Source organism: Paenibacillus sp. MZ04-78.2 (genome assembly GCF_024213375.1).
Taxonomy (GTDB): Bacteria; Bacillota; Bacilli; order Paenibacillales; family NBRC-103111; genus Paenibacillus_G.
Genome location: NZ_JANAVJ010000013.1, coordinates 94,404 through 121,262 on the forward strand (window position 1 = coordinate 94,404; position 26,859 = coordinate 121,262).

Here is a 26,859-nt window from a genome sequence, read left to right on the forward strand (position 1 = left end):
ACGACTCGTCTATTCCACCCTAACACCCGTTCACAGCGGCCGTAAAGTGGACAAACAAAAGATTTCATGGACATATTAAATGCTTGTAAGCGCCTACAGTTTCACCCATTCGGTACCGCTGAACGTCTTAATGTGGTACCAGACCGCCCCTTATGGTCTGCCTCCCGCTTCATTCGTCACTAGAAGTTTCACCGAATCATAGTTGTGTGTAACAGGACCCTTCGCTTCACCAGCGTTGGGTCCCTTTCTTGTGTCTTCCATCCCGGTTCCGTCGCGGAACACTGCTCATTCAAGCATCAGCAGTTCCCGGACGTCCCGTTCCGTCAGAGCGGACAGCCCTTCCTCGCCCGGCTGAATAACTTCGTCGATCAAATGTTTCTTTCGCTGCTGAATCTCGTACATCTTGTCTTCTACCGAGCCTTGGGTGACGAGGCGGATCACTTGGACCACCTTCTTCTGCCCGATCCGGTGGGCGCGGTCCATAGCTTGCTGCTCCACGGCGGGATTCCACCACAGATCGTACAGGATCACGGTGTCCGCTCCGGTCAGATTCAGCCCGGTTCCCCCGGCCTTCAAGGAGATCAGGAACAAGTCCCGCTCGCCTTCGTTAAACCGGCGGCAGCGCTCGAAGCGCTCGGCGGACGGAGTTTTTCCGTCCAAATAAAAATACGGTACACCCCGATAGCCCAGCTCCCGCCCGATCAGCCCCAGCATCTCGGTAAACTGCGAGAACACCAGCATCCGCCGCCCGGCGCTCCGGCATTCCTCCACCAGCTCCAGCAACTGCTCGAATTTCGCCGAGCTTCCGGTATACCCTTCGACGAACAGCGCAGGATGACAGCATAGCTGACGCAGCCGGGTAATGCCCGCTAAAATTTTGATCCGGTTTTGCTGAAACGTATCCGCGTCCAGATGCTTCAGCGCTTCCTTTTGCAGCTTGGCCAAGTAGGCCACGTACAGCTTTTTCTGCTCCGGCAGCAGCTCCGAGGCTTGCAGCGATTCGATCTTCTCCGGCAGCTCCTTCAGCACATCGCTCTTGACCCGCCGCAGCAGAAACGGACGGGCGCGCTTGGCCACGGTCTCGCGGGACAGCTCGCCGAAGGCTTTGCGATCCGGGAACAGCTCGGGGAACACCGCGTCGAAGATGGACCACAGCTCCTCCAGCGAGTTCTCGACCGGCGTTCCGGTCAGCGCGAACCGGTATCTGGCCCGAATCGCTTTCACCGCTTGCGCCGTTTGCGTCGCGTAATTTTTGAACGCTTGGGCCTCGTCCAAAATAAGCGTATGAAACGCCTGCCCGGCATAACGCCCAATATCCCTGCGCAGCAACGGATACGAGGTGATGACGACGTCCGCATGGGACAGCTCCTTCAATACGCGGCCGCGAACCGCGCTGCTGCCGTCGGCAATAACGGCCCGAAGCTCCGGTGCAAACCGGCTCAGCTCGTTCCTCCAATTATACAGGAGAGACGCGGGAGCGACGACCAGCGCAGGCTGCCGCTGATCTCGAATCTCCGGCAGAACGGATACGAGAAAGGCGATGCTCTGCAGCGTCTTGCCAAGCCCCATATCGTCGGCAAGAATGCCACCAAAGCGATAGTGGGCCAGCGTCTTGAGCCAGCCATACCCATATTTTTGGTAATCCCGCAGCACTGGAATCAGCCGGTCCGGCAACGGGAAATCCAGATTGTCTGGATTCCGTATGTTTTCCAAGAGGCGGCGCAGCGACTTGCCCAGGCTGACGGCACGGCCGCCCTGCTCCCGCGCATCGATCAGGTGCAGTCCGCGGACAGCCGACAGGCGTAGCTCCGTTCCTTTCACATCCGCTTGGCGGATGCCCATCTCGTTCATAAAGCGGACGATCTCCTGAAACTCGTCGCTTTCCAACGGCAGGAGCGCGCCGTGCGGCAGCCGGTGGTATCTGCGCTTCTCTTCCAAAGATTTCAGCACTTTACGGATTTCCGCTTCCGGAATTCCGTCGATGTCGAACTTAATTTCCAGCCAGTCGATCCGCTCATCCACATCCACCCGGATCTTCGGCGGAACGTGGCCGGTATGAAGCCTTACTTTTACGGCGGAGGTGGCATATACGTCAACCAGCTTTTCCAGCTGGGGCAGGATGCGGTACATAAACTCGTATTCCTCGTCTTCGCCATCCAAGAAATAGCCGCCTTCCGTCCTAACGAAGGCGCTTTGCTCCATGAGCTCCAGAATCGCCCGTTCCTTCTCCCCGTCCCGCACCAGGATTCGTCCTTCGCCGCGTTGGGTTTTTCCCTCTTCCAATGGATTAAGGACGATGTCGCCGTAATGAAACTCTAGCCCGGCGAGCAGCCGGTCCCTCACCCGGTCCAAATACAGCTTGGCCTTCAGCGATATGCGCATGATCCGGTCGGACACGGCTTGGGCGACATGGACAGTTCCCAGCTTCATCAGACCGGGAATCGCCTTCTCGATAAAAGGCTCGATCTGATCCGCCGAAATCTGAAGCTGGCGCGTACGGGCCGAATCCAGCATTTGTTTCAGCTCCGAGAGGCGCTGACTGCTGTCGGGCGGCAGCTTCAGCAGCTTCCCCTCGGCAAGCACCAGCCCGTATGCTTCCATGACCCTGATCTCGTCCAGCCCTTGGACGTCCAATCGATAGCCTTCTCCCGGCGCTTGGTCGAAATCGAAACGAAGCGGGATCGGCTCGTCAGAGATGCAAACGCCCTCGTAGATGTAGCCATCCTGCTCAAGCTGCGCGGAAGGAGCAGCCGCCAACAAGGGAAGCAGCGTTTCCCATGAGAACGGAGGAATCAGCAGCATCCGCTCGCCACTCATACGGCCAGGTTGGACGGAAAACGTATTCGACGTTTCACGGTACATCTTCTCGTTGCGGCAGATTAGGAATAACTGGCGAAGGATGGCGTCATCCTCGATTTTAAAGCTGTGAAGCTCCGGGTCGTAAGTGAAATGCTTGGTAAATACATAGGCTTGTCTCCGTTCGACCCGCTCCAGAAACTCTCTTATGTTCTGTACGATGTACAGCCGTTTGGGCCCTACCTTAAGCCCGATTCCGAACATGTACTTCCGGTAACTGTAAGCAAAGGGCGTGCAAGTAAACTCCACCTCAAGCTGCATTCTTGTATCGAAGCGCGGCCGGGAACCGGTCGGGATCAACGGCTTGCCGACGAACAGTCCTAATACGCTGTTCGTCAGCCGGAGATTTCCCGCCGCAATCGCGGAGTCGCTTGCTGCCGCTCGGCCTGACGAAGTCGTCGCAGAGAATCCGTCCTCCGATTGAAGCCGCCCAACAGGCAAGCTGCCGGGCTGCTCCGTATCGTGAATATACAACAGCACCGCAGCGACATGCTTACAGTATTTGTCGAAGGAGCTCAAGGTGGGGCAGGCACACGTTGCTTTCACCTCCCCTTCATGCCCGATTTCGACGGTCACCCGGCAGTTGACGGCGCCGACCGTCGCTTCGTAGCTCGCTGCTTCGGGATCGCAATGCGTGAAGGACACTTTTCCGGCGCGGCAGTAGGCTTCTCCCTTTTTGTAGGAGAGCTCGCCGCACAACGATTTAATGATCCGTGGTGTCAACGGTGCGTTCATCGCTTGAAACCTACCTTACTTCATCTATTTCAAAAACTTGAAAAACAACTGGCTGACTCTCCGGGCGAAATCGTCAAGGCTCAGATTCGCCTGATCCAGTCTGGCATAGCCGTTCTTGATCGCATCCAGCACCCAGGCGGGAATTTTGATCCCCTCAATGCCGGGATAAACGACGCGATACGCCCAGACCAAGTGTTCCCACCGTTTGTCGTCTCCCTCCAGCGCATATTCGGATACGTCCAGCACTTTACCCCGGCCCGATTGCAGGATGACATTTTTCAGATGAATGTCTCGCGGATTCAAACCGCGGCTGCGCACCAGCGCGCGCGCTTCTTCAACGTCGAGGATCGCCTGCTCCGGTACGGGAATGCCCTCCAGCAGGCAATCGAGCAGCGTGACTCCGGATTCGTGGCTCATGACCAGATAACGCTCTCCGCACCCATAATATACCGGAAAATAAGGAATCCCTTCCAGCCGTTCGTACACTTGCTTCTCCATCTCCCGTTTCCCGAGCGCCAGCGCAAGATCCGAGTAGATTTTAAACGCATAGCCCGGCGTCCGATCATAGGTGAACACGGCCGCATCCGTTCCGATGCCGATACAGCGAAGCTCTTCCGAATAGTCGGAAACGATCACAGGCTCATTCCGTTCGCTGCCGGTTACCGTGATGCTGCGCAGCGCCTCGTCGGCCATAGTCCAATGCACGTTCATCCTGGGGCCCCCTTGTATTGTCTACTGGCAGGTTAACTCATGTAAGATATTTACTCGAACCAAGCATCCAGGGTACAAAATGGGTTAAGGTCATTAGAGCGATTATACCATAGAACAATCGTTCGCCAAAATAAACCGCGTTTCTCCTGCTTCAAAAATTATCCATATGGGTAACTATGGTTAGCTGGCTCCGTTACCGGAAACATGAAGGCACTTGTACAAAGAAAAGGAATGTTCATGTATGATAAGCACCTTTTTCTGTAAGTTCGAATTGCACGAGGGACTGGAATAAGATAGACTGTTTCGTGAGCTGAGCTTGTCTCGTTTTCGGAGTTTATTTGCGGCGTGCTGACGACGGGCATCGGATGGGGCTCGGCACTATATGAGGCGAGCATCTAATATACTACAAAGATGGGGAGTGAGTATCATTTTGAATCATGTCAAACAAATGGTACATGAAGCAAAAACACTTTATGGTATCAGCCTGAAACACAGTTTAAAGGAAGACCAGACAGAGCATCTTGTGGATGCCATGAAGGCATATGTTAAGCAGTATGCAGAACCGAACTATCTCATTCAAATTTACATCTCGGATGATTTTACCGAAAACACAGATTTCATTACGTTTGTGGGAAGTGATCAAAGTGGACATTCCGACTTGAATGTGTATTGAATATTCCAAAAGGGGAGTATCTGGTTTTTGAGCATCTTGGCGACGAGTCGGAAATTGATCTGACTCATGCCGAGATCCAGCGATATCTGAAATCTCAACCGATAACCGTGACTTCCAATTTCGATTTTGAACAATGGGAACCATCGACAGGCAAAATATTTGTATTTATTCCTTTAGAAACTGCCGTGATCGAAGCTCCAGATACTATCGATAAAGTACAGCTATTGGCAATACCGTAAAACCCATTCCCCGCTTATACAAAAAAGGATGCCTTCACCTCATGTGAACGGCATCCTTTATTTCTCTATGGAGTTAAGCTCTGGACTTTATCCAAGATTTGAGTAACCTGATTCAACTTGTCGACGAATTGGGAATCTTGGATCGCCTTCCAGTCGATAGCGCCGTTATTGATCTGCTCCAGATAACCGTTAACCTCCTTCGTCAACGTCTCGTTATAGCCGACCAACTGCTTATGAACGTCCTTGGCAAAATCGGGGGCTTGAAGCGCGTTGAATTTTGTAATCCGCTCCTTCATACCGGTTAATTCGTTCTTCAACGTCGTTCTGGCTTCGGGATCGGTGACCGCCTGCCCGGCAAGCGTCGGTAATTGCTCGGCAAACCGCGTCGTATCATTGATAAAGTTGGTTGCTTCTTCCACATAGTTTAACGAATTGCTTACCTTGTCGACAATCCCGCAGCCTGACAACAGACCGACCGCAAGCACAAGCAAAAGCATAATTTTGAGTTTCATTACCGGACCTCCGACTTTTTTACAAGGTAATACTGCTCCAAGCCGGCTCCGGTTTCAAAAAACTATAAACTAGCCAAAAGCACGAACGAAAACTGGCCTCAAGCCCGTTGAGACAGTCACGCCAAAAAGCCGACCATCCGTATGGGACGTCGGCTCTTCGATGTTTCAATGAGTTCTGCCTAACTAAGCCCGCGCGGCAAGTTTGCACGCTCCTCGATAAACGAGACGATATGGTCTACGCTAGATAACGATTCGATCATCAGGTCCTCCTCATCGCATGCTACTTGAAACTCCTGCTCCAGCCAGGTGATCAACCGGACCACCATTGAGCGTCATCCATAGCCAGCCGGCCACCTGGCCTTCCAGCTCCAGAACGAGCATGCCTTCCCTTCACGAGGAATCGCTTTTTCCAGCTTGCGCTGGTGGAATTCCAGAACCGTTACCGCCTCGCCGCCAAACGAAATGACGGATATTTCCTTCTCAAATTCAGCTACCTGTGCCAAATCCTCCCGCTTGATCGGCCGGATATTCATCTTGTCTTCTTCTCCTTTTTGAGCCATGATTCACCTCATGCTTATACGTTCTTCTTTTCGATCAATTGAAACGTATCGTTCCTACAATGGGGACACCCTTGATTTTTAAGCTGCCCAATCGTAGGCACGTCGCCTTGGAAGCCGACGTAGACCGTTTCCCCGCACTGCTGGCAGCGGTAAGTACGCAGCGTCCGCTTGACTTCGCCCGTATACAGCGCATCCTCGAAAGCACCGGCGTATTCGGAACGCGTCTGCTCCGTCGTCTTCAGCACGATCATCTGGCTCCGGTTCGCGATCATTTCCGCGCCTTCGTACTCGTTAAAGCGCGGGTACGTCGCGCTGACCATGAGCCCCATCTGCACGAACTCCCGCTGCATCGCCAGCATGAACTCCGGCGACTTATGGGCAAAAGACAAGAAGATCGGCGCCCCTTTCCGCTTCTTCAAGCCGCTGATGCCGCGGGAAAGAAACAGCGTCATGCCCTGCAGCGTATAGGGGGGATCGGTGAAGAAGCAATCGTATTGTCCCTGCCATGCCTCGGCCAGCGGCTCCCGCAAATCCCAGTGGCGGCATTGGATGGGCAGCCCCTCCCTGGCCGCGGTCTCGCCGATATAGCTCAGGAATCGCTCGTCAACATCGACAACGTCGATCCTCGTCTTCGAATGTCCCGCCAGGAAAAGCTTCCGAAGCAGAAAGCCGATCGACACGCTAACCAGATCGTCGTCGCCGATGCAGAGCACACGCTTTCCAATCAGCGCCTGCTGCTTCAAACACAGGACGGCCCGGCGCAAACTCGTTTCCACGGTGCATTTCGATTGGTCGATCTGGACGTCCACCTGCGGCCGCATGCGAAATAGTTCCTGAAGCTCGCTTAGCACGTCGGCCAGCTCAGCCTTCCAATCCGCATCGCTCGCCGTCAACTTCAGGTACAGGCTCTTGTTTATTCCGCCGTATCCCAGCTCTTGCTCAATCCATGTCGTTCCCGCCCTGCTGCAGCGCGTCCCGTTCTCTTGCGTCAGCGCGCCTGCTTTGACGAGCTCTTTCTTGATGGCCGCGGCTACGGGAACGGGCAGCAGCGTCTTGCGCGCCAGCTCCTTGGTCGAGATGCCCGGGCTGAAATAGCATTCCAGCAAAAGCTGCTCGATGACGACGGTGCCTTCTTCCAAACGGACATTCGCGCTGATTTCATCCAAATAATTTTTCATCCAATCACTCCTCCGATTTGGTCTCGATGGTAACGCCCGGTGCGTGCTTGCGGCCCATCAGCGTGCGTTTTTTGCGGTTTTCTTTCGTCTCGAACACGATGTCCAGATCGTAATTGTCCGGGTACAGCTCCTTGCTCTCGATGTGCAGCTTCAGCCGCTTCTGGTTGATTTTGAACTTCTGGTTCTGGACCATCACCCCGACATTGCCCCGGGCATCCCCGGTTTCGAACACAATGCCGGTACGGCCCAAATAAGCGATGTATACGCAATCGCCGAGTTGGAGGCTTCTAGGGGCCTCCTCAGGGAACGGCTGAGCGGTATCCTCCGCCTCCTTCTCCGAATGTGACAGAGACTCAGGCACCGTTGTCGTTTCTTCCTGCGGATCGTCCGTATCCGCCGCGGAGGCTTCATCCGGCTCCGGCTCAGATCCGGCGTCCTGTGTCCCCTGCGGCAAGCTTTCCAGCAAGCCGCGCGCGGTAATTTCGCGGGACCGCTCAATAAGGCCGACAGGCAGACCCAGCTTCAACGCGATCAGGAAGGCGTAGCTCTGGCCCGCTTCCCCGATCCGCAGCCGATACAGCGGCTGAAGAGTGTCCGTATCGAACTCCATGCGGGCATTCTCGAACCCCGGCGTCACGTCGGCGAAGTTTTTGATTTCCGTAAAATGAGTCGTTGCCACAACGGTCGCCCCTCTTCGGTGCAGCTCCTCCAAAATGGCTACGGACAAGCCGACGCCTTCCCCCGGATCGGTCCCGGAAGCCATCTCGTCGATCAGGATGAGCGTCGAACGGTCGGCAAACTGCAGCATGTCATTGACATTCCGGATATGCGCGGAAAAGGTGCTGAGCGCATGCTCAATGCTTTGCCCATCCCCGATATCGACGGCGAGATGATTGAATACGGAAAGCAAGCTTCCTTCTTGTACCGGAACCAATAAGCCCGACTGCGCCATGACGGTCAACAGGCCGACCGTTTTCAGCGAAAGGGTCTTGCCTCCCGTATTCGGTCCCGTAATAATCAGTGATTTGTACCGCCGTCCGATAACGAAGTTCAAGGGAACCATCGGCCGGTTCAGCAGCGGATGCTTCGCTTCGCGCAGGTCGATGATCCCTTGGTCGTTCAGCTCCACATTGGAGCCTCGGATGGCCAGAGCGTATTTGGCCTTGGCAAATATGAAATCGTAGGTGCCTACCGTCTCGACGTTCGTCAGAAGCTGCTGATCGCAGCTTTCCGCCAGTGCGGTCAAATCGCTCAATACTTTCAGCTCCTCCCGCGCTTCCTCCGCTTTCAGCCCCGTAAGCTCGAATTGAATCGTCATGATCTCGGCCGGCTCGATATAGACCGTTTGGCCGCTTGCCGACTCGTCAAGCACCGTCCCCTTCACCAGCTTGCGGTGTTCTTTCTTGACCGGCAGCACATACCGTCCGTTGCGCGTGCTGAGAACATGCTCCTGCAAAATGGAGCGATGGCGGCTCATCAAGGTGTCCAGCTTGCTCTTCAGACGTTCCTCGAATACGGCCAGCCGCTTGCGGACTTTCATGAGCTCTTTGCTGGCAGAGTCGGCGATCTGCCCGTGACGGATGCACCGTTCGATCTCCGATTTCAACGCATCCATCGCATACATAGAAGCCGCATAAGAGCTAATCTGAGGGGCTATCCCGCTTTTCGCTGCCATATACCTCATGAGCTGTGCGCAGCTGGTCAGGTATTGGTGGATGTGCATGAAGTCCTTTTCACTGAACACGTAGCCCGTTCCCAGCAGCTCCAAAATATGTTCCGTGCCTTCCAGCGAAGGAATCGGAACGCTGGCTCCCTGCTGGAGCAAGGACTTCGCTTCCGCCGTCTCGTCCAGCTTCGCCCGTACGACGGACATCGCCGATAAAGGAAGCAGCTCGGCGATCTGCCGCTTTCCGAGATACGATACGGCATATTCCGCCAAAGCTTCTTTGATTTTGCCGTATTCCAAACGTTGCAGTGCTTTTTCATTCATGGGTGATCTCTCCTTGTAAGAAAATATAAAAAAGGCAGAGAATGAACGTACGTCATTCTCTGCCTTTTATGTCATGCCTAAATAAAAGCGCCCGATAAAATAGAAAATCCGCGCTGAACTCAGCACGGATGATAGGCGCAATGAATAGGCATGTACCTATGGCATTGTATGATATCCGTTGTTCTTAACTAATTCCAAGGCGACCGTAAACCCATGAAAAAATAAACCTTGCTTATCAGCAAAATTTTACCCACGAATTTCCAGAAACCTCATTATGGAATTGATTTAGTTAAGAACGACCGCCGACATCAACATCTCTCCCTAGGCAATAATTAAATTTACTGTAACTTACTTCCCTAGTGAATGTCAAGTGCTGTAAAATTCCCAGTGCATCCCGGATCATTCAAGCCGGTCGATGCCGGTCGTCACCTCAACCCTCACGCCCCGAACTGCGCCCGGTGCAGGCGGCTGTAAGCGCCCTCCGCAGCGAGCAGTTGCTCGTGATTGCCCTGCTCGGCAATGCCTTGGTCCGCAACCACCACGATCCGGTCGGCGTTCTTTATCGTCGCCAGCCGATGGGCAATAATCAGTGTCGTTCGTCCTTCCGACAGCTCGGCCAGCGCCTGCTGAATCGCCGCTTCCGTCTCCGTATCGAGCGCCGACGTCGCCTCGTCGAGTATGAGGATCGGCGGATTTTTCAGGAACATGCGGGCTATCGAGAGCCGCTGCTTTTGCCCGCCGGACAGCTTCACCCCGCGCTCGCCGATCAGCGTAGCAAGCCCCTCGGGCTGGGACAAGATCAGCTCTTCCAGCTGCGCCCGGCGCGCGGCCTCCCAGATTTCCTCATCCGTCGCTCCCAGCTTGCCGTACGCAATATTTTCGCGGATCGTCCCGTCGAACAGGAATACGTCCTGCTGCACGATGCCGATGTGCGAACGCAGCGATTGCAGCGTCATCTGCCGGATATCGATGCCGTCGATCGTGATGCTTCCATCGTCGACCTCGTAGAACCGGGGCAGCAAGCTGCACAGGGTCGTCTTGCCTGCGCCGGACGGTCCGACGAGCGCTACGGTTTCCCCCGCACGAACCGTAAGATGAACGTCCTTCAGCACCTTCTCCTTGTTCTCATAGCCGAACTTCACGCCGTTGAAGCGAATATCCCCCTTCAGTTGCTCAACATGACGCGCATTCGGCGCATCGTCCACATCGGGGGCGGTCTCCAGCAGCTCCAGATACCGTTTGAAGCCCGCAATGCCTTTCGGATACGTCTCGATCACTGAATTGATCTTATGGATTGGCCCGAGGAAGACGTTGGACAGCATGACGAAAGCGATGAACTCCCCGTACGACATTTTTTTCTGGAGCACGAACCACGTTCCGCAGACGAGCACGAACAACGAAACGAGCTTCATCAAAATATAGCTGAACGACGAATTCCACGCCATGATCCGGTAGGTCAGCAGCTTGGTCATCCGAAACCGGCTGTTGTTTTCCTCGAAGCGGGCGATTTCATGCTTCTCGTTGGAAAACGCCTGCACGACGCGAATACCGCTGATATTGTTTTCGACCCGTGCGTTGTAGTCGGCGATGTCGGCGAACATGCGCTTGAAGGCGCGCGACATTTTTTGGCTGAAGTACAGAGACAAGTAAATCATCAGCGGGATAATAATAAAGGTTAGCACCGCGAGCTGCCAGTTGATGTTCAGCATAATCCCGAAGGCTCCGGCCAGTGTCATGACGGCAATGAACAAGTCTTCGGGGCCATGGTGGGCGATCTCCCCAATGTCCATCAGGTCGTTGGTCATCCGGGAGACGAGATGCCCGGTCTTGTTGTTGTCGAAGAAGCGGAACGACAGCTTCTGCACATGGTCGAACAGCTTCTTGCGCATATCCGTTTCGATATTGATACCCAGCATATGCCCCCAATACGTCACCACGTAGTGCAGCGCAGCGCTGACCACATAAATGCCGAGCAGGCCGACGCAGCCCCACAAAATCCACTCCCATTTGCCGCTCGGCAGCAGATCGTCCACCACCCGGTTGACGGCGATCGGGAAGGCCAGCTCCAGCAGCGCCGCAATAATCGCGCAGGAGAAATCCAGCAGAAACAACCCTTTGTAGGGTTGATAATAAGCAAAAAAACGCCGAAGCATAGGTACCCCTCTCTCTTGATACTTTCTTAGCGATGTAAATGAGACTCATTCTCATTGCCATACCTCATTGTAGGCGGCGTACCGAGAGATGGCAATGGACAAACACGACGGTTTTTTTGCACAAAATTTAAAGGGGCTTGTCCGAAGTTTTGTACAAAATGAAGCGGCCGTTTTTCGTTTGTCCATTGAGTGCCGGACAGGTTCCTTATATGATGGTTTCTGAACGATAATGAGAATCATTATCTATAACTCTTACATCCTGTCGAAGGAAGGTAACCTCATGAAAGCGGCAAAAAAAGTCATCCATCTGTTCGTCATCGTCCTAAGCTTGGGAGCGATGCTGGCTATGGCGGCATGCGGCGCACAAACCGCAGCTCCTCCCGCTTCCGCTGGACAAACCGCAGACTCGGCCGAAGCCAAAGCGCCCGCTACGCGCAAGTATACGGATTACAAAGGCAATGAAGTGCAAATTCCCGTGCAGCCGCAGCGCGTCATTTTTGCGGGAGAGACGTTCGGCGATTTGATGGTTCTCGGTGTCGACGCCGTCGGCGCGCAGTTGACTTCGATCAAAGATCACGTCTTCGAAAACCGGGTGAAGACTGTCGAAGATGTCGGCTTCCCGATCAATCTGGAAAAGGTGCTGGAGCTGAAGCCCGATTTGATCCTTGTGGCCAGCACCGACACGAAGCAGTACGAGCAGCTTTCCAAAGTCACTCCTACCGTCATGTTCGATACGTTCGCCCCGTTGGACGAGCGTATTGCGGTGCTGGGGGATTTGCTCGGAAAGCAGAAGCAGGCCAAGCAGTGGCTTGCCGATTTCAACGCGAAGGCGGAGGCCATGTGGAAGCAGCTCCGGGCAGACGGCATGAAGGACGGAGAAACCGCCTCGGTGTTTACGTATTATCCCGGCGACCGGCTGTTTGTCATGGCGCGCGCCGGACTTCCGCAAATGCTGTATCATCCAAACGGGTTCAAGCCTACCCCGATGATTCAGGACGTGCTGAACGGCAGCAAAGGGTTCGTGCATATCTCGCCGGAGCTTCTGCCGCAGTATGCCGGCGACCGGATTTTCATTCTCATTCCGGCCGCCGGTCTGGAGGAGGCGCGCAAATCGACGGACGAATTGATGAAAAGCCGCATTTGGCTCGATCTGCCTGCCGTCAAGAATGGCCGCGTCTATTCGATTGATATTTTAAAATCAGACAGCGACGCCTCGACGAGAGAATGGATGCTAGAGGAACTTCCTAGAATGCTTCGCAAATAATTTACCGATGTATGCGGGAAGTTCCCGGAAGCTTTTCAAGCTGTTATTGAAAAGCTTCTTTGTTTTTTATACAATAGTTTTTAGTTGATAATCATTCTCAATAACTGAAGGAGGAATGTGCGATTGGGCTGCGAATCGGCGAACGCCTCTCCCCTGCGCTCTCTGCTGTTTCATCTGTCGGATATCGAGCGAATCCATCGGCCGGTCGGATGGAAATCCGGGAAACAAACGGCCGCTCACCATACGATGCTGATCTTTACCACCGGACAGGGCCGCTTGGATGCGGACGACAGCCGCTATCACTTCACTCCCGACAGGTGCTTCTTATTCGCTCCTGGGGCTTCGTATCGACTGGAGAACGAATATGACGACGCGCTCCATTTCTACAAGATCACGTTTACGGCCGTTCGGATTGGGAGCTCTTCGCACGAAACGTTTGCCGGGGAGCTTTTTCCGGAGCGCCGCGAGCTGACCGCGTATCCGTTCTCCCGGCTGGTCCGGTTAACGGAAGAGCTGTACGCCGGCCGGCCCGACCCGTGCGATATTGCTTGGTTCAAGCAGCAGCTCCGGTTTCAGGAGCTGCTGGGCTTTGTCATCGAGCACAATCTCCATTCGGAGCGACCGCTCAGTCCGACGCAGGCGGTCGAAAGCACGGTCCGTTACATACAGAACCATTACATGGATAACATTACCGTCAAGCAGCTAGCCAGTCAGGCGCAAGTGCCTCACTGGCAGTACACCCCGATTTTCCAGGAGCTGACCGGCAGGAAGCCGCTCGATTATTTGACCGAGCTGCGGATTAACCGCTCCAAGCAATTGCTGCTGGCTTCCACTGCCCCCCTAAGGGAAATTGCCCAGCAAGTCGGCTTTCGGGACGAGTACTACTTTAACCGCCGCTTTCGTCAAACGACGGGCATCGCGCCGAAGCAGTATGCCCGTCTGGCAAGCCGTACCGTTCTGGTCAGGGATTGGACGGGGCACGAGGTCGAAATTCCCGAGCGGCCGGAGCGGATCATTTTTTACGGAGAAACGTTCGGGGATCTGCTGGCGCTAGGCGTTAAAGCGATTGGCGGCGGCATTTCATTTTATAAGCAATCCTTATTCAAGAGCAAGCTGCGGGACGTGCATGACATTGGCTTCCCAATGAGGACGGAGGTCCTTGCGGCGCTGAAGCCGGATTTGATCATCTTGGCCAGCTCCGACGAAGCGCAGTATAGCCGCATTTCCAAAATCGCTCCCACGCTGACGTTTAATTCGTTTGCGCCGCTCGATCATCGTTTGCGCACGCTTGGCCGTTGGCTCGGGAAAACGCGCGAGGCGGAGCGGTGGCTGCAAGTCTACAACGCCAAAGCGGCCGCTATGTGGCAGCAGCTTCGCTCCACGATCGAACCGGGGGAAACGGCCTCCGTGTTTATCTTCGATCATGGCAAGCGCTTGTTCGTCATGGGAGCCGTCGGTCTTTCGTCGGCGCTTTATCACCCTTACGGCTTTCGGCCTGTAGGGAACATTCAGGAAGTGCTGAATGCGGGACAAGGATTTACGGAAATATCCGAGGCCAGCCTGCCCGCGTATGCCGGGGACCGTATTTTCATGCTGCTTCCCACAAGCCCGGAGTCGGTACAAGCAGCGGAGAAGCTGATGAGCAGCCCGCCTTGGCGCAGCCTGCCCGCCGTTCGGAACGGCCGCGTCCATCTGGTGGATGCGGCGCAATGGAACTTCGGCGACGCCTTCACCAGAGCGAAGCTGCTTGAGGCGCTGCCTCGCTGGCTTACCAAAACCTCCTAGAATCCGGCCGACGTAAGCGGAGTGCGAGTCTCCGGGTATTCAAAACAAAAAAAGCGGCGGTCGGGAGCGAAACTCAAGCTCCAAACTGCCGCTTCCTCATTATAATGCTCCCGCCGTGTGCTTGATGACCGCGTCGATCATACGCTCCCAATCGTCGTTTCTGTTTACATCATAAATGATGTGAACCGAACACCACCGCCAAGGTGCGTTAATGTGCGGCATCTCTGACATAGTCGCTTGGATTCACGCCATACGTCTTCTTGAATAAGGCCGCAAAATGGCTGAAATTATTATAGCCTACCAGAGACGCGGCCTGACTGACGTTCAGCGAACCTTTTTCCAGCATCATCCTGGCTTTCTCCATCCGCTGCTGGCGGACGAATTCGAAGACGGTCATCCCGAACACTTCTTTAAAGCCGATCTTCAGTTTGAAGTCGTTGAGGCTGATTTTGCGCGACAAGGCAAGCAGGCTGGGCGGTTGGGCCAACGTCTGCAGCAAAATATCTCTGGCGCTGTAAATCTTGTCAATGTCTTCCGTTTTCAAGCTGGAGCCTTTCCTTGCCCGGCCGTCGTTCGCTTCGTGAATAAACGACGCCAGCAGTTCGAGGCACTTTCCTTCCAGAAAAAGCCGCTTGGCCGTGCCGCTGTACGGGCAGCTCTGCAGCTGCTGCACCAGAACTTGAAGCTTGGGACCGATCAAGTCTTCAAAGCAGAAGAAGGACTTCTCCATCCTGACACCCAGCTCTTGAAAAAGGGGCTGCCAGAGCCGGGCGTCCATGCGCAGCTCTGCTTGCATGATCCGTTTATTTTTTCTGTGTTCCATATGGATACGAACATCGTTAAAATAAACAAGCTGCGCGGAGCCGGACTCGTTCGCTATTTCCCTCCGCTGCCCTTCTGCGGACCAGCAGCCGCTGCCCTCGATATTCAGCGCAAGTTCCAGATGCGGATACCGAACGCCCATATCGAAGGTAACGTCCTCCCGCCAGATCATATCGCTCAACTGCAGCTCCATGCCGTCCCGAAGCTGGATGAAGCTAAACTGCCCTTCGCCGTATTCCGGCGGAAGCGTACCCGTCTGCTCGTACGGCTCCTTCTGCGGAGCGGCGTTCAAATAGCCGCATACGTTCGTTGTCATATCGTGAAGCTCGGCAAACTCGGCCTTAATGTTCATCGGTTCCCCCTGGCGAATCTCTACAATGACACAGAATCAAACTTGCGTATGTGACATTGATAATCATTTTCACTAAAATTCAGTATATCATAACCCACATACGGTTCAACAAAAAAAAAAATCCAGCACAAGGCTGGATTATACTTTTTCTTCAATCGCCATGTTCACGATCTTACGGTTTGCATCTTTACCCCCTTGTCTTCTGTTCTTCAACATAACGTTTGATGGTTTCGCTCGAAACATTCCCTGCCGTGCTGACAAAATACGAACGTGTCCAAAGGCTTGGCAGATGCTCCAAGTGCTTAAATTCTTGACGCAAACATCGCGAGGTCGTACCTTTCAGTTTTGCCATAACGTCCGCCGGAGAATCCGTTGGCAGCACGTTTAAGAATAGATACGCATGATCCGGCATGACTTCCATCGCAGCAATCAGCCAATCGTTTTTCTGGCACACCTCTTGCACAAGCTCTTTAAAACGCGCTTCGACTTGACTCACAAGTACCTTTCTTCGGTATCGTGGGCAAAACACAAAATGATAGTTGATGAGTGATACGGTTGTGGTCGTTCTTCTATATTCTTGTCCCATACACTGATTGTATCAGTTTAAATATATAACCACAACAACATAAAACAATGTTGCGGCCAGGCACCGACTGCGGATGCTACGTTGCCGATCAAGAAGAAATACTCCAGCCTCCGGTTTGCTGCTGCAAATTCCAGAGCCGGGCGTATAAACCTTCACGCTGCAGCAGGTCGTTATGCCGCCCCTGCTCGACCACGCGGCCGCTGTCCAACACGATGATGTTGTCGGCGTTCTTTATCGTTTTCAGACGATGCGCGATGACAATCACCGTCCTTCCTTGAACCAGATGATCGATCGCGCGCTGAATCTCCACTTCGTTTTCCGGGTCCAAGGAAGCCGTCGCCTCGTCCAGCAGAACGATCGGCGCGTTCTTCAGAATCGCCCGCGCGATAGAAATCCGCTGCTTTTCTCCGCCCGATAACGTGCTGCCCCCCTCGCCCACCATCGTATCGTAGCCTTGCGGCAGCTTCATGATAAACTCGTGGCAGCAGGCCTGCCGGGCCGCTTCCTTCACCTCCTGCTGCGTCGCTCCGCTCCGCCCGAAGCGGATATTGTTGCCGATCGTATCCTGGAACAGATAGACGTCCTGAAACACCATTGACACCTTGCGGAGCAGCGCTTCCGGGTCCATGCTCCGCATATCCTGCCCTCCGAGCAGCACCGTTCCTTCGACGGGATCGTAGAAGCGTGCGGCCAGCCGAAGAAGCGTGCTCTTTCCGCTTCCCGACGGGCCGACCAGCGCGGTGAACGAACCGGCAGGCATCCGAACGCTGATGTTTTTGAGCGTGGATTGCTCGTTGTAACCGAAGGTGACCTGCCGCAGCTCGACGTCGTGCTCTTCGGGAGGAAGCTCGCTGCCAGTCATGCCGGATTCTTTCAGCAATTGGACGATACGTTCGCCGGCCTGCTCGTGATAGCGGAACTCTGCATAGTTCACGAGCGCGGTCGTGAGAGGATCGAAAATCCGCGTTCCGATGAGCAAAAACGTCACAAGCGTTATCACGTCAAGCTTGCCGCCCAGCAGCAGATGAACCCCTACAATCACCATCAGGGTCAGCCCGGCGCGAACAAGAGCAATGGCGCTCAGCACGATCGGTCCAAGCAGCCCTTCGATCCGGATGCTGTGCCGCATCAGCTCCTTGAACGATTTTTCCAGCCGGACGAAGCGCTCGCCCGTGATATTGTAAGCTTTAATGACTCGGATGCCGTTCAAATATTCCTGAAGACGGTTTGCGGCGTCAATCTTGGCCCGCATATGGTTCGCCCCCAGCTTCCGCTGAATGCGGGAGGTGAGCAGAACCAGAATGACCGCCACCGGAAGAGCGGCAAACATGGCGGCCGCCATGCGCCAGTCCAGCATGGAGAGCCCGGCAAGAGCCAGCACCGGCATGACCAAGGCGCCGAGCATCTGCGGTACGAGATGCGAGAGGCCATGCTCCACCAGCGTAAAATCGCCCATCATCATATTCGCCAAATCGCCGGGGTCGCGTCGGTTCAAATAGCCGAGGGATAGCTTCCGCAAATGCTCGGCCAGCTGAGCGCGCCCTTCGGCCGCCGTCTCGTAAGCTCCCCGAAACTGGGTGCGGTATGCCGGCATTTCGCTGAAGAACAAAACAATCAGCGCAGCCGCCATGCCTCCGCACACCCACCAAAGCCCCGTTACATCCAGCGGCGCGCCCGGATGAACGAACGGCTCGAAGATCAGTCTCGCGCCTACGACCAGCAGGGCAAAAGGCGCGATTGCTATCAGGTTGGCGAGCGTCGTATACATTACCGGCTTGATCAGCTTTTTCGGCTGGCCCGCCGTAATGTTATGAAGCATACTCATGCTCTCACTCCTCCCGTCTCGATATGCCATTGCCCCGCATCCGTGTACGCCTTCCACATTCTGGCATACAAGCCGTTCGCGGCAACGAGTCCGTCATGCGTTCCCCGCTCTTCGAGCCGCCCGGCGTTCAGCACGATAATTTGATCGGCATCCCGGATCGAAGAAAGCCGATGCGCGATCACGATAACCGTTTTTCCCTTCATCAGCTGCTTAAGCGCCAGCTGCATCTCGTACTCGTTCTCGGGATCGGCGAAGGCGGTCGCCTCATCCAGCACCAGAATGGGGGCGTCCTTCAAAATCGCCCGGGCCACCGCAATCCGCTGCTCCTCGCCGCCCGACAAATACACGCCGCCTTCCCCGATCAATGTATCGTAGCCTTGGGGCAGCTTGCCGATAAATACATGGCACTGGGCCGCCTTCGCTGCGGCGTACACTTCCTCCGGTGACGCTCCGGGCCGGCCGACGACGATATTGTTATAAAGCGTGTCGTAGAACAAGAACGTTTCCTGAAAAACAAAAGCAACGGTGTCCATCAGATCGGCCGAAGCCATCTCGCGGATGTCTACGCCGCCGATGCGGATGCTTCCTTGGCTTACGTCCCAGAACCGGGGAATGAGATTGGCGACAGTGGACTTGCCGGAGCCTGACGGGCCGACCAGCGCTGTTACCTTGCCCTGCCGCGCGTTGAACGAAATTTCGGACAGCGCTTCGATCCGGGAGGATCTGCCTTCCGCCCCGTAGGAGAAGGAGACGTTATGGAACGTCAAATCGTACGCGTCCGGCTTTTTCGGAGCTTCCGGCTCCCGTACCGGCTCCTCCGCCAAAATACGGTCGATCCGCTTGACCCCCTCGTCAATATTGCGGAGCGAGGAGCTGATATTCATAATTTTGAACATGGGGGCGGAGATGCCCGGGGCCATGATCAGAAAGAACAGCAGAACCGAGGCGAACGCCACGCTCCCTGGGTCCCGGGCCAGCAGATAGACGCCGACCGGCAGTATAAACGCCGCAAACGAGCTGAGAATGACTTTAAAAATGAGATACCCGTTCTGAAATTGGTCCGTATATTTGACGCAATAATCGCGGTAGCGGATCATGTCGTCGTAAAACCTGCGAAACGAATGGACCGTCTGCCCGAACACCTTCACCGCCGGCATCCCGCGCACATATTGAACCGCCGAGCCGCTCATCCGTTCCAAAGAATCGTGGTACATTTTGACGTGCTCCTTGCCATTTTCTCCCGTCGAGAACAGAATCTGCGCGATGAAAGCAGCTGCAATAGGAACGAGGCAAGCCAGTGCCAGCCATACGTTCAAGGCAAACATGGCGACGATCATCACAAGGGTCGTCACCGCCACATGAATCAGATCCGGGAGCTGATGCGCCACAAAGGTCTCTACTTTTTCCACGTTTTGCTCCAGCGTCTTCTTCACGGCGCCGGTCGAGGTGCCGTTCAGCCAGCCAAGCGGCAGCCGTCCGATATGGTTGGACAGCTTGACGCGCAGACCGTACAAAATCCGGAATGCCGCCATGTGGGAAAGCATCCCTCCACCATACATCAGCAGCGTGCTTCCCAGCATCCCTAGCAGCGCAACGATCCCCCAGCGGATCATCCAAGACCCGTCGGCGGAAGCCGGATTCGTCGCATGCTCCAACAGCTCGCGGATAATAAAATATACCGATACGTAAGGAATCAGCATGCAGACCGCGCTCAGAGCCGACAAAATGCCGGAAACGATCAGCAGACCGCGCTTCTCGCCCGCAATCTCGAGCAGTCTTGCGATTCCGTTTTTTTGGTTCACATGTAACCCTCCTCTTCGTAAAACCCGCTCATTGATAAACATTATCATCGGAGCTTTTCTTTGTCTCCCGGAGGACGGATTATTTATGCGGTTCTACGGATAACTCGCAAGGAAATGAGACGAGGTGTTTTTCTGAATACGCATTTAATGGAAAAAGTGAATTACTGAAAATCCATCAAGCCCCCTTCATCGCCTCAAGCGGATTGATCCAGGTTTTCGCCAGCCGCCTTGGATTCCCTGAAAAACCATTTCATCATCGGAGGCGTCACGAGGGTCGTCACCAAGACAACGACAATGAGGATGGCGAACATCTCTTTGCTCAGCAAACCGGCGTTCAGCCCCATGGCGGCGATGATCAGCGCGACTTCGCCCCGCGATACCATGGCTGCCCCGATCCCCAAGGAAGGTCTCCAAGCAAAGCCGGCGAATTTCGCTCCCAGCGCCGAGCCGACCAGCTTGGTGAGGATCGCCAGAATGCTTAATACGACGATCAAGCCAAGATTGCCGGCAATTCCCGTGAACTCCGCCGTCACGCCGATGGAAGTAAAGAACACCGGAACGAAGATCGAGTAGCCGATCGTTTCGACCTTCTCAAACACCTCGTGCTTGTATTTCGTGACGCTGATCGCCACACCGGCGATATAAGCTCCGATAATGGCGGCAACCCCTGCATATTCAGCCAAGTAGGCGTAAGCAAAGCAGATGATGAGTGCGGCCGATATGACCGCTTCGGTCACACGAAGGGGTGCGAACTTTTTCAGCACCCATGGAACGACCTTCCAAGCCATGAGAATCGCCCCGGCGAAAAAGATTACTTTCTTCAGGACAACGACACCCAGATTCACGTCTCCCCCTGCAAAGCTCATCACAAACGCCAGCGCAATGATAACCAGCACGTCATCGATGACCGCGGCGCCCAGAATCGTCGCCCCTGCCCGGGACTTCAGCTTTCCCATTTCCTTCAGCGCCTGCACTGAAATGCTGACGCTGGTGGCCGACAGCAGCAATCCGAGGAATATGGCCTGGATCGTCGGCAGCCCCATGACTTGCCCGGCCAAAAACCCTGCGACCAGCGGCACGATAATCCCCGCGATTCCCACATAAGCGGACGGCTTCCCTGTATGCTTGAATTCCTCGACATCGGTTTCCAGTCCGGCAATAAACATCAGCAGTATCACGCCGATTTGACTGATTTCCGTTAAAATGTCGGTATTCGTGACGAGTCCGAGCACCGTCGGTCCCAAGACGATCCCGATCAGCAGCTTCCCGAGCACGGAAGGCTGTCCTAATTTAACGCTGAGGTCTCCTGCAATTTTGGAAGCAAGTAAAATGATAGCCAGTTGAAAAATAAGCATGATGACCGACCGCCCCTTCTGTTTGTTCGTCGTGCTTATCCTGTGGATATTCAGGTAAAAACATACAAAAAGAAGCCTATCAACCATAGCTGCTAGAATAAACATAGCAAAGCTAAGGTGACAGGCTCCTCCAGGTATGGCGTATTTGATTTTCCACAGGATAGCTAACGTTACGATACTTACTACGTAAGGATGCGATCCCGGTTTCAAAAATGGTGCAAGAAAAATCTGGCGTGGGGCGATAACGCCCCGCCCCCTGCGGCTACAGCTTGACCCGCTGCCCTGTCGCCCGGCTTTCGTTGGCTGCTTCGAGGAAACGGACGATCTCCAGCGTCTCCGTCAGCGGAAGGCCCGGTTCTCCCGTTCTGAACATCTTCATGACCTCGACCAGCAAGCTGGCGTAAAACGGTCTGCTGTCCTTGGACACGTCGACCAGACGCGGTCCACCGCCGGTGTGCAGAGTCGCGCCGAAGCCTTGATCAGGCCGCCGACTACCCCGTACCGTGCCAATCCGCCCGTCCTGCCAGACGCCCGTAATGACGTCGAAATCGTCGTTCGCCGCCACGGTCACTTCCCGGCAGCCTGCGCCCATGGCGCGGTACAGCAGCTCGACCGTATGAATCCCGTACCAGTAGTACCCCGGCTGCGTCGGTTCGAGAACCATCGGTCCGAAGGCATCGGCTCCCGTAATGACTCCGTCCGCTTCCGCGAGAGCGCTGACTAACCCTTCGGAATACCGCAGCGCCGAAGCGCTCATGACCGGAATATCGTATTGCTGCACGAGCTCGGCGATTTCGTACGCCTCCCGCGAGCTCAATGCGAGCGGCTTGTCGATAAATACCGGCTTGCCGTATGGCGCGATGGCGCGAAACTGCTCCAAGTGCACCCGTCCGTCAGCCGATTCGAGCAGCAGCGCATCGGCCGATTCCGCTACCGCTTCCGGCGTTTCCATAATGGACACGCCGTATTGCCCGCGCAGCTCTTGCGTAAAGCCGCCGACCCGGTCGATGCTGAGCGGGAAGTCGGCGGAACCGCCCGGATAAGCGGCAATCACCCGTCCTCCCGGCACATGGTTGGCATCCGACGGGTCGTTCAGCAGCCTCGTAAACGCCGTTACGTGCGACGTATCGAGCCCGATGATGCCTATGCGCAGCGTCGCATCCATGCGTCTAGCCCCGCTTCCGGTAAGCTTCGATGAATTGAATCGCTTTGCGGATATCTTCTTCCGGCTGCTCGCCGACCTCGCGTTCGATCGTCAGATAGCCCGTATACCCGATGTCTTGCAGAGCTTGGAAGTACGCGTCGAAATCGACGGTCCCCTCGCCGGGAGGCAGCTCCCGGAAAAACTCTCCCGCAGTCACCATCCGCGCGATCTCCTCATGATCCATCGGCTTGAACCCGAGAGAGCCGTAGATGACACGAGGGTCCGCTTCGCGCACCCGGAGCCCGTCCTTCACGTGCGTATGGACGATGTAGTCCTTCAGCGTGTGCACGCCTTTAGCCGGGTCGTCGCCGGTCACCATGACCATGTTCGCCGGGTCGAAGTTGACCGACATTCCTTTGGAGCCAAGACTGTCCAGAAAGCTTTTCAAGTGTGCGGCTGTCTCGGGACCCGTCTCGATGGCAAAATAACCGCCGACGGACGAAGCATAACGGGCCAGTTGGCCGCAAGCGTCCTGCATCTCGGCATAGATCGGATCGGCCGGGTCGGCCGGCACCAGCCCGATATGCGTCGTCACGATATTCGTGCCCAAGTCAAGCGCCAGGTCGAGAATCCGCTTCGACTTTTCGATTTTGGCCGGGTTCGCTTCCTTGTCTTGGAAGCCGTGTCCGCCCAAATCGCCGCACAAAGCGGAAATTTCCAGCCCGATCGAATCCAGGTAAGCCTTGAGATCTTTCCGAGCGGCCGCGTCCAGGTTCGCCGGGTCCATTTCCCCTTTGGTGGCCCAAATCTGCACGCCGTCGGCGCCGAGCTCCTTGGACTTTTGCAGCCCCTCACGCAGCGGCAGCTTGAAGCTGTCCGAGATGACTCCGATTTTGTTCGTCAATGCCATGATCGTCTCTCCTCCTTATAGTTCGATTTCGCGCCCTTGAGCGGCCGATTCGTAAATGGCGCACAATATTTTCATCACTTCGACGCCGTCCTCCACCGGACTCCGGGTTTCCGTTCGTCCGAGGGAGCTGTCGATAAAATAATTGATCTCCTGTTGAAACCCGGCGACAAAATCGAACGAAGGATGGTCTACCTGCGGCGCGACATTTAAAATCGTATCATGCTTCTCAGCGATGATCGCAAGCTCCGGCTCCAGCTCCGCTCCGCCCTTGTCCCCGTACAGCTTGACGGACAGCTCATCTTTCTTCGCGTGCAGCGTGAAGCTGACATCGACCATAAGGCTCGCCCCGTTCTCGAAGCGAATGAGCGCATTGGCCATGTCCTCCACCGTGTTGAGCGCCCCGTTGTAATCCGCTGCTTTGTAGTATGTGAGATGCTCCACGTTTGAGCGATTGCCGAGGCGGTTATACGTATTGGCCGAAACCGATTTGACCTTCGGCTTGCCCATCAGGTACCAGCAAATATCGATAATATGCACGCCAAGGTCGATGAGCGGCCCGCCGCCGGAGCGCTTGATATCCGAGAACCAGCCGCCCGGATTGCCGAGACGGCGCAGATAAGAGGCTTTGGCGTAATAAATCTCGCCCAGATCGCCCGCATCGATAAATTTTTTCAAAATTTCCGTACTGCTGCCGTACCGGCGCACGAAGCCGACCTGCAGCAGCTTGCCCGTCCGCCGTACCGTTTCTTCGACCTTCAAAGCTTCGGCCACCGTCTGGCACAGCGGCTTCTCCACCAGCACGTGCTTGCCCGCTTCGAGCGCCGCGATGCTGATCTCGGCATGGGAGTTGTTCCAAGTGCAGATGCTAACGCCGTGAATGTCCGGCAGCGCCAACAGCTCGCGGTAATCGGTGAACACTTTGGAGGCGCCGTACGCTTCGGCCTTCGCTTGTGCCCGTTCCTCGTTCAAATCGCAAACGGCATAAATCTCCACTTCAGGATGATGGCTGTAGGCTGTAAAATGCTGCTCCGAAATGGAGCCCGCTCCGATTATTCCGATTTTGATTTTGCTCATTGTCGCCCTGTTCCTCCTGCTTCTCCTGTTATTTTCGGTTTATACTACGGCTTCCTGCCACAATCGCCGGACGTTATCCATCGCGATTCTCGAACCGATCTTCGGGTCCTCCATGCCTTCGAATTCGACGGATAAATAGCCGTCGTACCCCGAAGCCTTCAACACCCGGATCACCTCCGGCATATCGATGTCGCCTTGTCCGACGATGGCGCCCCGCAGGAAGTTGCCGTGGGTCGACTTAAACCAGCCTTCGCCCGGATTGCGGTACGACGGACGGCGGTAAAAGTCTTTCAAATGCACCATGGACGCAAACGGAATGTTATTCAAAACGGCGCTGGCCGGATCTTCGTCCACACACAGGAAATTGCCGATATCCAGCGTCGTCTTGAAGTTGGCGCGATCCACCTCATGCACGAGCCGGAGCACCCGGTCGCTCGCTTGCAAGTAGAAGCCGTGGTTTTCCACGCTTGTAACGATATCGAACTGCGCTGCGTAGTCGGCGATGCGGCGGCACGCTTCGACGAGCCGGGGCAAGTCCGCTTCGAACTGGCGGATCGACGTTTCAGGGATCGGGCGCGACGCAACGTCGTGGCGCATCCGCTTCACTCCTAGATCGCGGGCGATGTCGACCTGACGCATCGTCTTCTCAATCTCCAGCTCGTAGGCTTCCGGCGTGTCCTGCACGAAATTCGCGCCGACCGCGTAGCCGGAAATATCAAGTCCCGCTTGGTCTGCCGTCTTGCGGATATCTTCAATCAGCCCTGGATTGTTCGTCAAGTCGTACCCGATCGGCACGATCTCCACATGCTCGCCGCCATTGTCGGCAATCCAGCGGATAGCTTCCGTTACGGTCAATTCTTTCTTATCGATAGCCCGGAATAAACTGTAGGTGCTTAATCCCAATTTCATGCGTACATCCTCCTAAGCCAAGTCCGATATAAACGACAAGCATGCTTTTTAACGGCGCAGCAGGTCGTCCAGGAAGGAAAACCGGTAAATTTGCTTCGGCCTGCCCTTCGCTCTGCCCCGTTCCTCTCCGGCCACCTCGACCAGTTCAGCGTCCATCCACTGCGTCAGCAGCCGATGGGTGCTGCGGACGGTCACGCCGAGAACCGACGCCAGCTCGTGTACGTTGTAGTCCGTCTTGCCCGTACGGGTGAGCTGAGCGACTACCCGGCTCAAATACGTCTGGGTGAAGCCCGCTTCCTCCGCCTTTCGGATCAAGGCGGCGTCCAGCAGCGTTAGCTCGGCGCCGAGCGGCTCGGCCATTTCCAGCGGACCGATGACGCTCTCGTCTTCGCGGACGATGAAGCTGATGCAGCCGCCCGCGTCTTTAGCCCGTCGCAGCGCCATCCGGGCATGCGAGCCCGCTTCGTGGGCGGACCGGCCGAAGCCGATGCCGATGCTCAGCGAAAGCGAGAAGGCGTCCTGCGCCATTTTGGCCAGCGGGATATATTTATATCCGCCCGTATGGCGCTCGAACGTCCCCCGCGTCGTGACGAACAAATATTCGTCGCCCCCTAGCGGGGTCAAGTGCCCTTCGAGCGTTTCGGCATACTCAAGCATCATCCGGTGAATATCCAGCTTCAACCGCTGCACGTCATGCTCCGACTTCCGGAGATCGGCCGCTTTGCGGAACCCGTCCACGTCGATCAAGCCCACCACAATTTGCGACTCCTTGCTGCGGCGGGATTCCGTCGACAACAGCGCCCGCTCGAGCGCAACGATGATATCCTGCTCGGTCGGCAGCACCCATTCGTTCGGCACGCCGAGCTCGCTCAGCTTCACCGATACGGAACGGAGCGCGGTCAAGGCAATCGCCGTGTTCCCCTGAGCATGTTGCTCCGCATGAAAACGAACCATCGCCTCCGTATCCGCAGGATCGCCGCTATAGAACGTCAGTTCAGGCAGCGATTGGCCCAGCTCTCGGAACGTCTTTACGAACGGTTGGTGGGTCAACGTATCGACCGACATGGCGCCGAGCCGCCCCATCCGCTCCGCCCGAAACAACGACCGGTACAGTCCCGAGCCGTTCAGCGGAACGAAATGAGCAGGTACGCGCAGCTGGACGCGCTCGAGGCATACCTGGTATGGATGCGGTCCCGAATATAAGATCACTTCGACGCGGTCCATTAGGTCCTGGGTCCATTGAACCGCTTCCTCCAGATTCGCGTACGCCCCGGTGACGGGGACGAAGGACGGAAACGATTTCATCGCTTGCAGCATGATGGGAATCATCGGCTCCGGTCCGATCAGCGCTATCGGAATTCCTTTTTCTACGGTGGACGGACGATAAGTCCCGAACATGACAACACCGCCTTACCCATGCTTGT

At 55.5% G+C, this 26,859-nt stretch carries 21 protein-coding genes; 3 read left to right on the top strand and 18 right to left on the bottom strand.

The window, feature by feature from the left end; all coding sequences use genetic code 11:
- Positions 1–285 precede the first annotated feature (285 nt).
- Together NLX71_RS12360 and NLX71_RS12365 are read right to left on the bottom strand one after the other, a co-directional pair.
- Entirely contained in the window at positions 286–3,591 is a 3,306-nt protein-coding gene (locus NLX71_RS12360) for a DEAD/DEAH box helicase (RefSeq protein ID WP_254363943.1), read from the bottom strand.
- Between the two features lie 24 nt (positions 3,592–3,615).
- Positions 3,616–4,302: a serine/threonine-protein kinase gene (locus NLX71_RS12365; RefSeq protein ID WP_254363944.1), complete on the bottom strand. Its 687-nt coding sequence runs from the start codon at positions 4,300–4,302 to the stop codon at positions 3,616–3,618.
- A 430-nt stretch (positions 4,303–4,732) separates the two neighbouring features.
- Between NLX71_RS12365 and NLX71_RS12370 the strand changes: the two genes are divergently transcribed.
- Entirely contained in the window at positions 4,733–4,975 is a 243-nt protein-coding gene (locus tag NLX71_RS12370; RefSeq protein ID WP_254363945.1) for a hypothetical protein, read from the top strand.
- A gap of 304 nt (positions 4,976–5,279) precedes the next feature.
- On the opposite strand, the gene NLX71_RS12375 is transcribed toward NLX71_RS12370, so the two are convergent.
- The 6 genes from NLX71_RS12375 to NLX71_RS12400 form a co-directional block, all read right to left on the bottom strand.
- Positions 5,280–5,726: a DUF6376 family protein gene (locus NLX71_RS12375; protein ID WP_254363946.1), complete on the bottom strand. Its 447-nt coding sequence runs from the start codon at positions 5,724–5,726 to the stop codon at positions 5,280–5,282.
- A gap of 179 nt (positions 5,727–5,905) precedes the next feature.
- Positions 5,906–6,052, bottom strand: coding sequence for a hypothetical protein (locus NLX71_RS12380; protein WP_254363947.1), 147 nt, complete (start codon positions 6,050–6,052; stop codon positions 5,906–5,908).
- A 6-nt stretch (positions 6,053–6,058) separates the two neighbouring features.
- Positions 6,059–6,286, bottom strand: a complete 228-nt coding sequence (locus tag NLX71_RS12385) for a hypothetical protein (RefSeq protein ID WP_254363948.1) — start codon at positions 6,284–6,286, stop codon at positions 6,059–6,061.
- Positions 6,287–6,300: 14 nt separating this feature from the next.
- Positions 6,301–7,464, bottom strand: coding sequence for a bis-aminopropyl spermidine synthase family protein (locus NLX71_RS12390; protein ID WP_254363949.1), 1,164 nt, complete (start codon positions 7,462–7,464; stop codon positions 6,301–6,303).
- A gap of 4 nt (positions 7,465–7,468) precedes the next feature.
- Positions 7,469–9,454, bottom strand: a complete 1,986-nt coding sequence (locus NLX71_RS12395) for an endonuclease MutS2 (RefSeq protein WP_254363950.1) — start codon at positions 9,452–9,454, stop codon at positions 7,469–7,471.
- A 437-nt stretch (positions 9,455–9,891) separates the two neighbouring features.
- Positions 9,892–11,607, bottom strand: a complete 1,716-nt coding sequence (locus NLX71_RS12400; protein WP_254363951.1) for an ABC transporter ATP-binding protein — start codon at positions 11,605–11,607, stop codon at positions 9,892–9,894.
- A 280-nt stretch (positions 11,608–11,887) separates the two neighbouring features.
- Between NLX71_RS12400 and NLX71_RS12405 the strand changes: the two genes are divergently transcribed.
- Positions 11,888–12,871 (top strand): ABC transporter substrate-binding protein, encoded by a 984-nt coding sequence (locus NLX71_RS12405; protein ID WP_254363952.1) that lies wholly within the window; start codon positions 11,888–11,890, stop codon positions 12,869–12,871.
- A 123-nt stretch (positions 12,872–12,994) separates the two neighbouring features.
- Positions 12,995–14,656: an ABC transporter substrate-binding protein gene (locus NLX71_RS12410; protein WP_254363953.1), complete on the top strand. Its 1,662-nt coding sequence runs from the start codon at positions 12,995–12,997 to the stop codon at positions 14,654–14,656.
- Positions 14,657–14,864: 208 nt separating this feature from the next.
- Here NLX71_RS12410 and NLX71_RS12415 read toward each other — a convergent pair whose 3' ends face one another.
- From NLX71_RS12415 to NLX71_RS12460, 10 genes are all read right to left on the bottom strand, one after another.
- Positions 14,865–15,830, bottom strand: a complete 966-nt coding sequence (locus NLX71_RS12415; RefSeq protein ID WP_254363954.1) for a helix-turn-helix transcriptional regulator — start codon at positions 15,828–15,830, stop codon at positions 14,865–14,867.
- Between the two features lie 187 nt (positions 15,831–16,017).
- On the bottom strand, positions 16,018–16,416 hold the full coding sequence (gene tnpA / locus NLX71_RS12420) for an IS200/IS605 family transposase (RefSeq protein WP_254363955.1): 399 nt from the start codon (positions 16,414–16,416) through the stop codon (positions 16,018–16,020).
- A gap of 88 nt (positions 16,417–16,504) precedes the next feature.
- Positions 16,505–18,241: an ABC transporter ATP-binding protein gene (locus NLX71_RS12425; protein WP_254363956.1), complete on the bottom strand. Its 1,737-nt coding sequence runs from the start codon at positions 18,239–18,241 to the stop codon at positions 16,505–16,507.
- Positions 18,238–20,043 carry an ABC transporter ATP-binding protein gene (locus NLX71_RS12430; protein ID WP_254363957.1) on the bottom strand — a complete coding sequence of 602 codons (1,806 nt, stop codon included), beginning with the start codon at positions 20,041–20,043 and terminating at the stop codon, positions 18,238–18,240. The genes NLX71_RS12425 and NLX71_RS12430 overlap by 4 nt, the downstream gene beginning before the upstream one ends.
- A gap of 194 nt (positions 20,044–20,237) precedes the next feature.
- A complete protein-coding gene (locus NLX71_RS12435; RefSeq protein WP_254363958.1) occupies positions 20,238–21,398 on the bottom strand; it encodes a cation:proton antiporter in 1,161 nt (386 codons plus the stop codon).
- Between the two features lie 262 nt (positions 21,399–21,660).
- On the bottom strand, positions 21,661–22,563 hold the full coding sequence (locus tag NLX71_RS12440) for a Gfo/Idh/MocA family protein (RefSeq protein WP_254363959.1): 903 nt from the start codon (positions 22,561–22,563) through the stop codon (positions 21,661–21,663).
- Positions 22,564–22,567: 4 nt separating this feature from the next.
- Complete coding sequence (locus NLX71_RS12445) at positions 22,568–23,452, bottom strand: sugar phosphate isomerase/epimerase family protein (RefSeq protein WP_254363960.1); 885 nt, start codon at positions 23,450–23,452, stop codon at positions 22,568–22,570.
- Between the two features lie 15 nt (positions 23,453–23,467).
- Positions 23,468–24,526, bottom strand: a complete 1,059-nt coding sequence (locus NLX71_RS12450; protein ID WP_254363961.1) for a Gfo/Idh/MocA family protein — start codon at positions 24,524–24,526, stop codon at positions 23,468–23,470.
- A 39-nt stretch (positions 24,527–24,565) separates the two neighbouring features.
- Complete coding sequence (locus tag NLX71_RS12455) at positions 24,566–25,435, bottom strand: sugar phosphate isomerase/epimerase family protein (protein ID WP_254363962.1); 870 nt, start codon at positions 25,433–25,435, stop codon at positions 24,566–24,568.
- Between the two features lie 48 nt (positions 25,436–25,483).
- Positions 25,484–26,833, bottom strand: a complete 1,350-nt coding sequence (locus NLX71_RS12460; protein WP_254363963.1) for a hypothetical protein — start codon at positions 26,831–26,833, stop codon at positions 25,484–25,486.
- Positions 26,834–26,859 lie beyond the last annotated feature (26 nt).

What these genes read in the sequence shown, in the direction of transcription:
- NLX71_RS12360 (WP_254363943.1), bottom strand. Translation starts at nt 3,591, where the DNA reads ATGAACGCACCGTTGACACCACGGATCATTAAATCGTTGTGCGGCGAG.
- NLX71_RS12365 (WP_254363944.1), bottom strand. Translation starts at nt 4,302, where the DNA reads ATGAACGTGCATTGGACTATGGCCGACGAGGCGCTGCGCAGCATCACG.
- NLX71_RS12375 (WP_254363946.1), bottom strand. Translation starts at nt 5,726, where the DNA reads ATGAAACTCAAAATTATGCTTTTGCTTGTGCTTGCGGTCGGTCTGTTG.
- NLX71_RS12380 (WP_254363947.1), bottom strand. Translation starts at nt 6,052, where the DNA reads ATGGTGGTCCGGTTGATCACCTGGCTGGAGCAGGAGTTTCAAGTAGCA.
- NLX71_RS12385 (WP_254363948.1), bottom strand. Translation starts at nt 6,286, where the DNA reads ATGGCTCAAAAAGGAGAAGAAGACAAGATGAATATCCGGCCGATCAAG.
- NLX71_RS12390 (WP_254363949.1), bottom strand. Translation starts at nt 7,464, where the DNA reads ATGAAAAATTATTTGGATGAAATCAGCGCGAATGTCCGTTTGGAAGAA.
- NLX71_RS12395 (WP_254363950.1), bottom strand. Translation starts at nt 9,454, where the DNA reads ATGAATGAAAAAGCACTGCAACGTTTGGAATACGGCAAAATCAAAGAA.
- NLX71_RS12400 (WP_254363951.1), bottom strand. Translation starts at nt 11,607, where the DNA reads ATGCTTCGGCGTTTTTTTGCTTATTATCAACCCTACAAAGGGTTGTTT.
- NLX71_RS12405 (WP_254363952.1), top strand. Translation starts at nt 11,888, where the DNA reads ATGAAAGCGGCAAAAAAAGTCATCCATCTGTTCGTCATCGTCCTAAGC.
- NLX71_RS12415 (WP_254363954.1), bottom strand. Translation starts at nt 15,830, where the DNA reads ATGAACATTAAGGCCGAGTTTGCCGAGCTTCACGATATGACAACGAAC.
- tnpA (WP_254363955.1), bottom strand. Translation starts at nt 16,416, where the DNA reads ATGGGACAAGAATATAGAAGAACGACCACAACCGTATCACTCATCAAC.
- NLX71_RS12425 (WP_254363956.1), bottom strand. Translation starts at nt 18,241, where the DNA reads ATGAGTATGCTTCATAACATTACGGCGGGCCAGCCGAAAAAGCTGATC.
- NLX71_RS12435 (WP_254363958.1), bottom strand. Translation starts at nt 21,398, where the DNA reads ATGCTTATTTTTCAACTGGCTATCATTTTACTTGCTTCCAAAATTGCA.
- NLX71_RS12440 (WP_254363959.1), bottom strand. Translation starts at nt 22,563, where the DNA reads ATGGATGCGACGCTGCGCATAGGCATCATCGGGCTCGATACGTCGCAC.
- NLX71_RS12445 (WP_254363960.1), bottom strand. Translation starts at nt 23,452, where the DNA reads ATGGCATTGACGAACAAAATCGGAGTCATCTCGGACAGCTTCAAGCTG.
- NLX71_RS12450 (WP_254363961.1), bottom strand. Translation starts at nt 24,526, where the DNA reads ATGAGCAAAATCAAAATCGGAATAATCGGAGCGGGCTCCATTTCGGAG.
- NLX71_RS12455 (WP_254363962.1), bottom strand. Translation starts at nt 25,435, where the DNA reads ATGAAATTGGGATTAAGCACCTACAGTTTATTCCGGGCTATCGATAAG.
- NLX71_RS12460 (WP_254363963.1), bottom strand. Translation starts at nt 26,833, where the DNA reads ATGTTCGGGACTTATCGTCCGTCCACCGTAGAAAAAGGAATTCCGATA.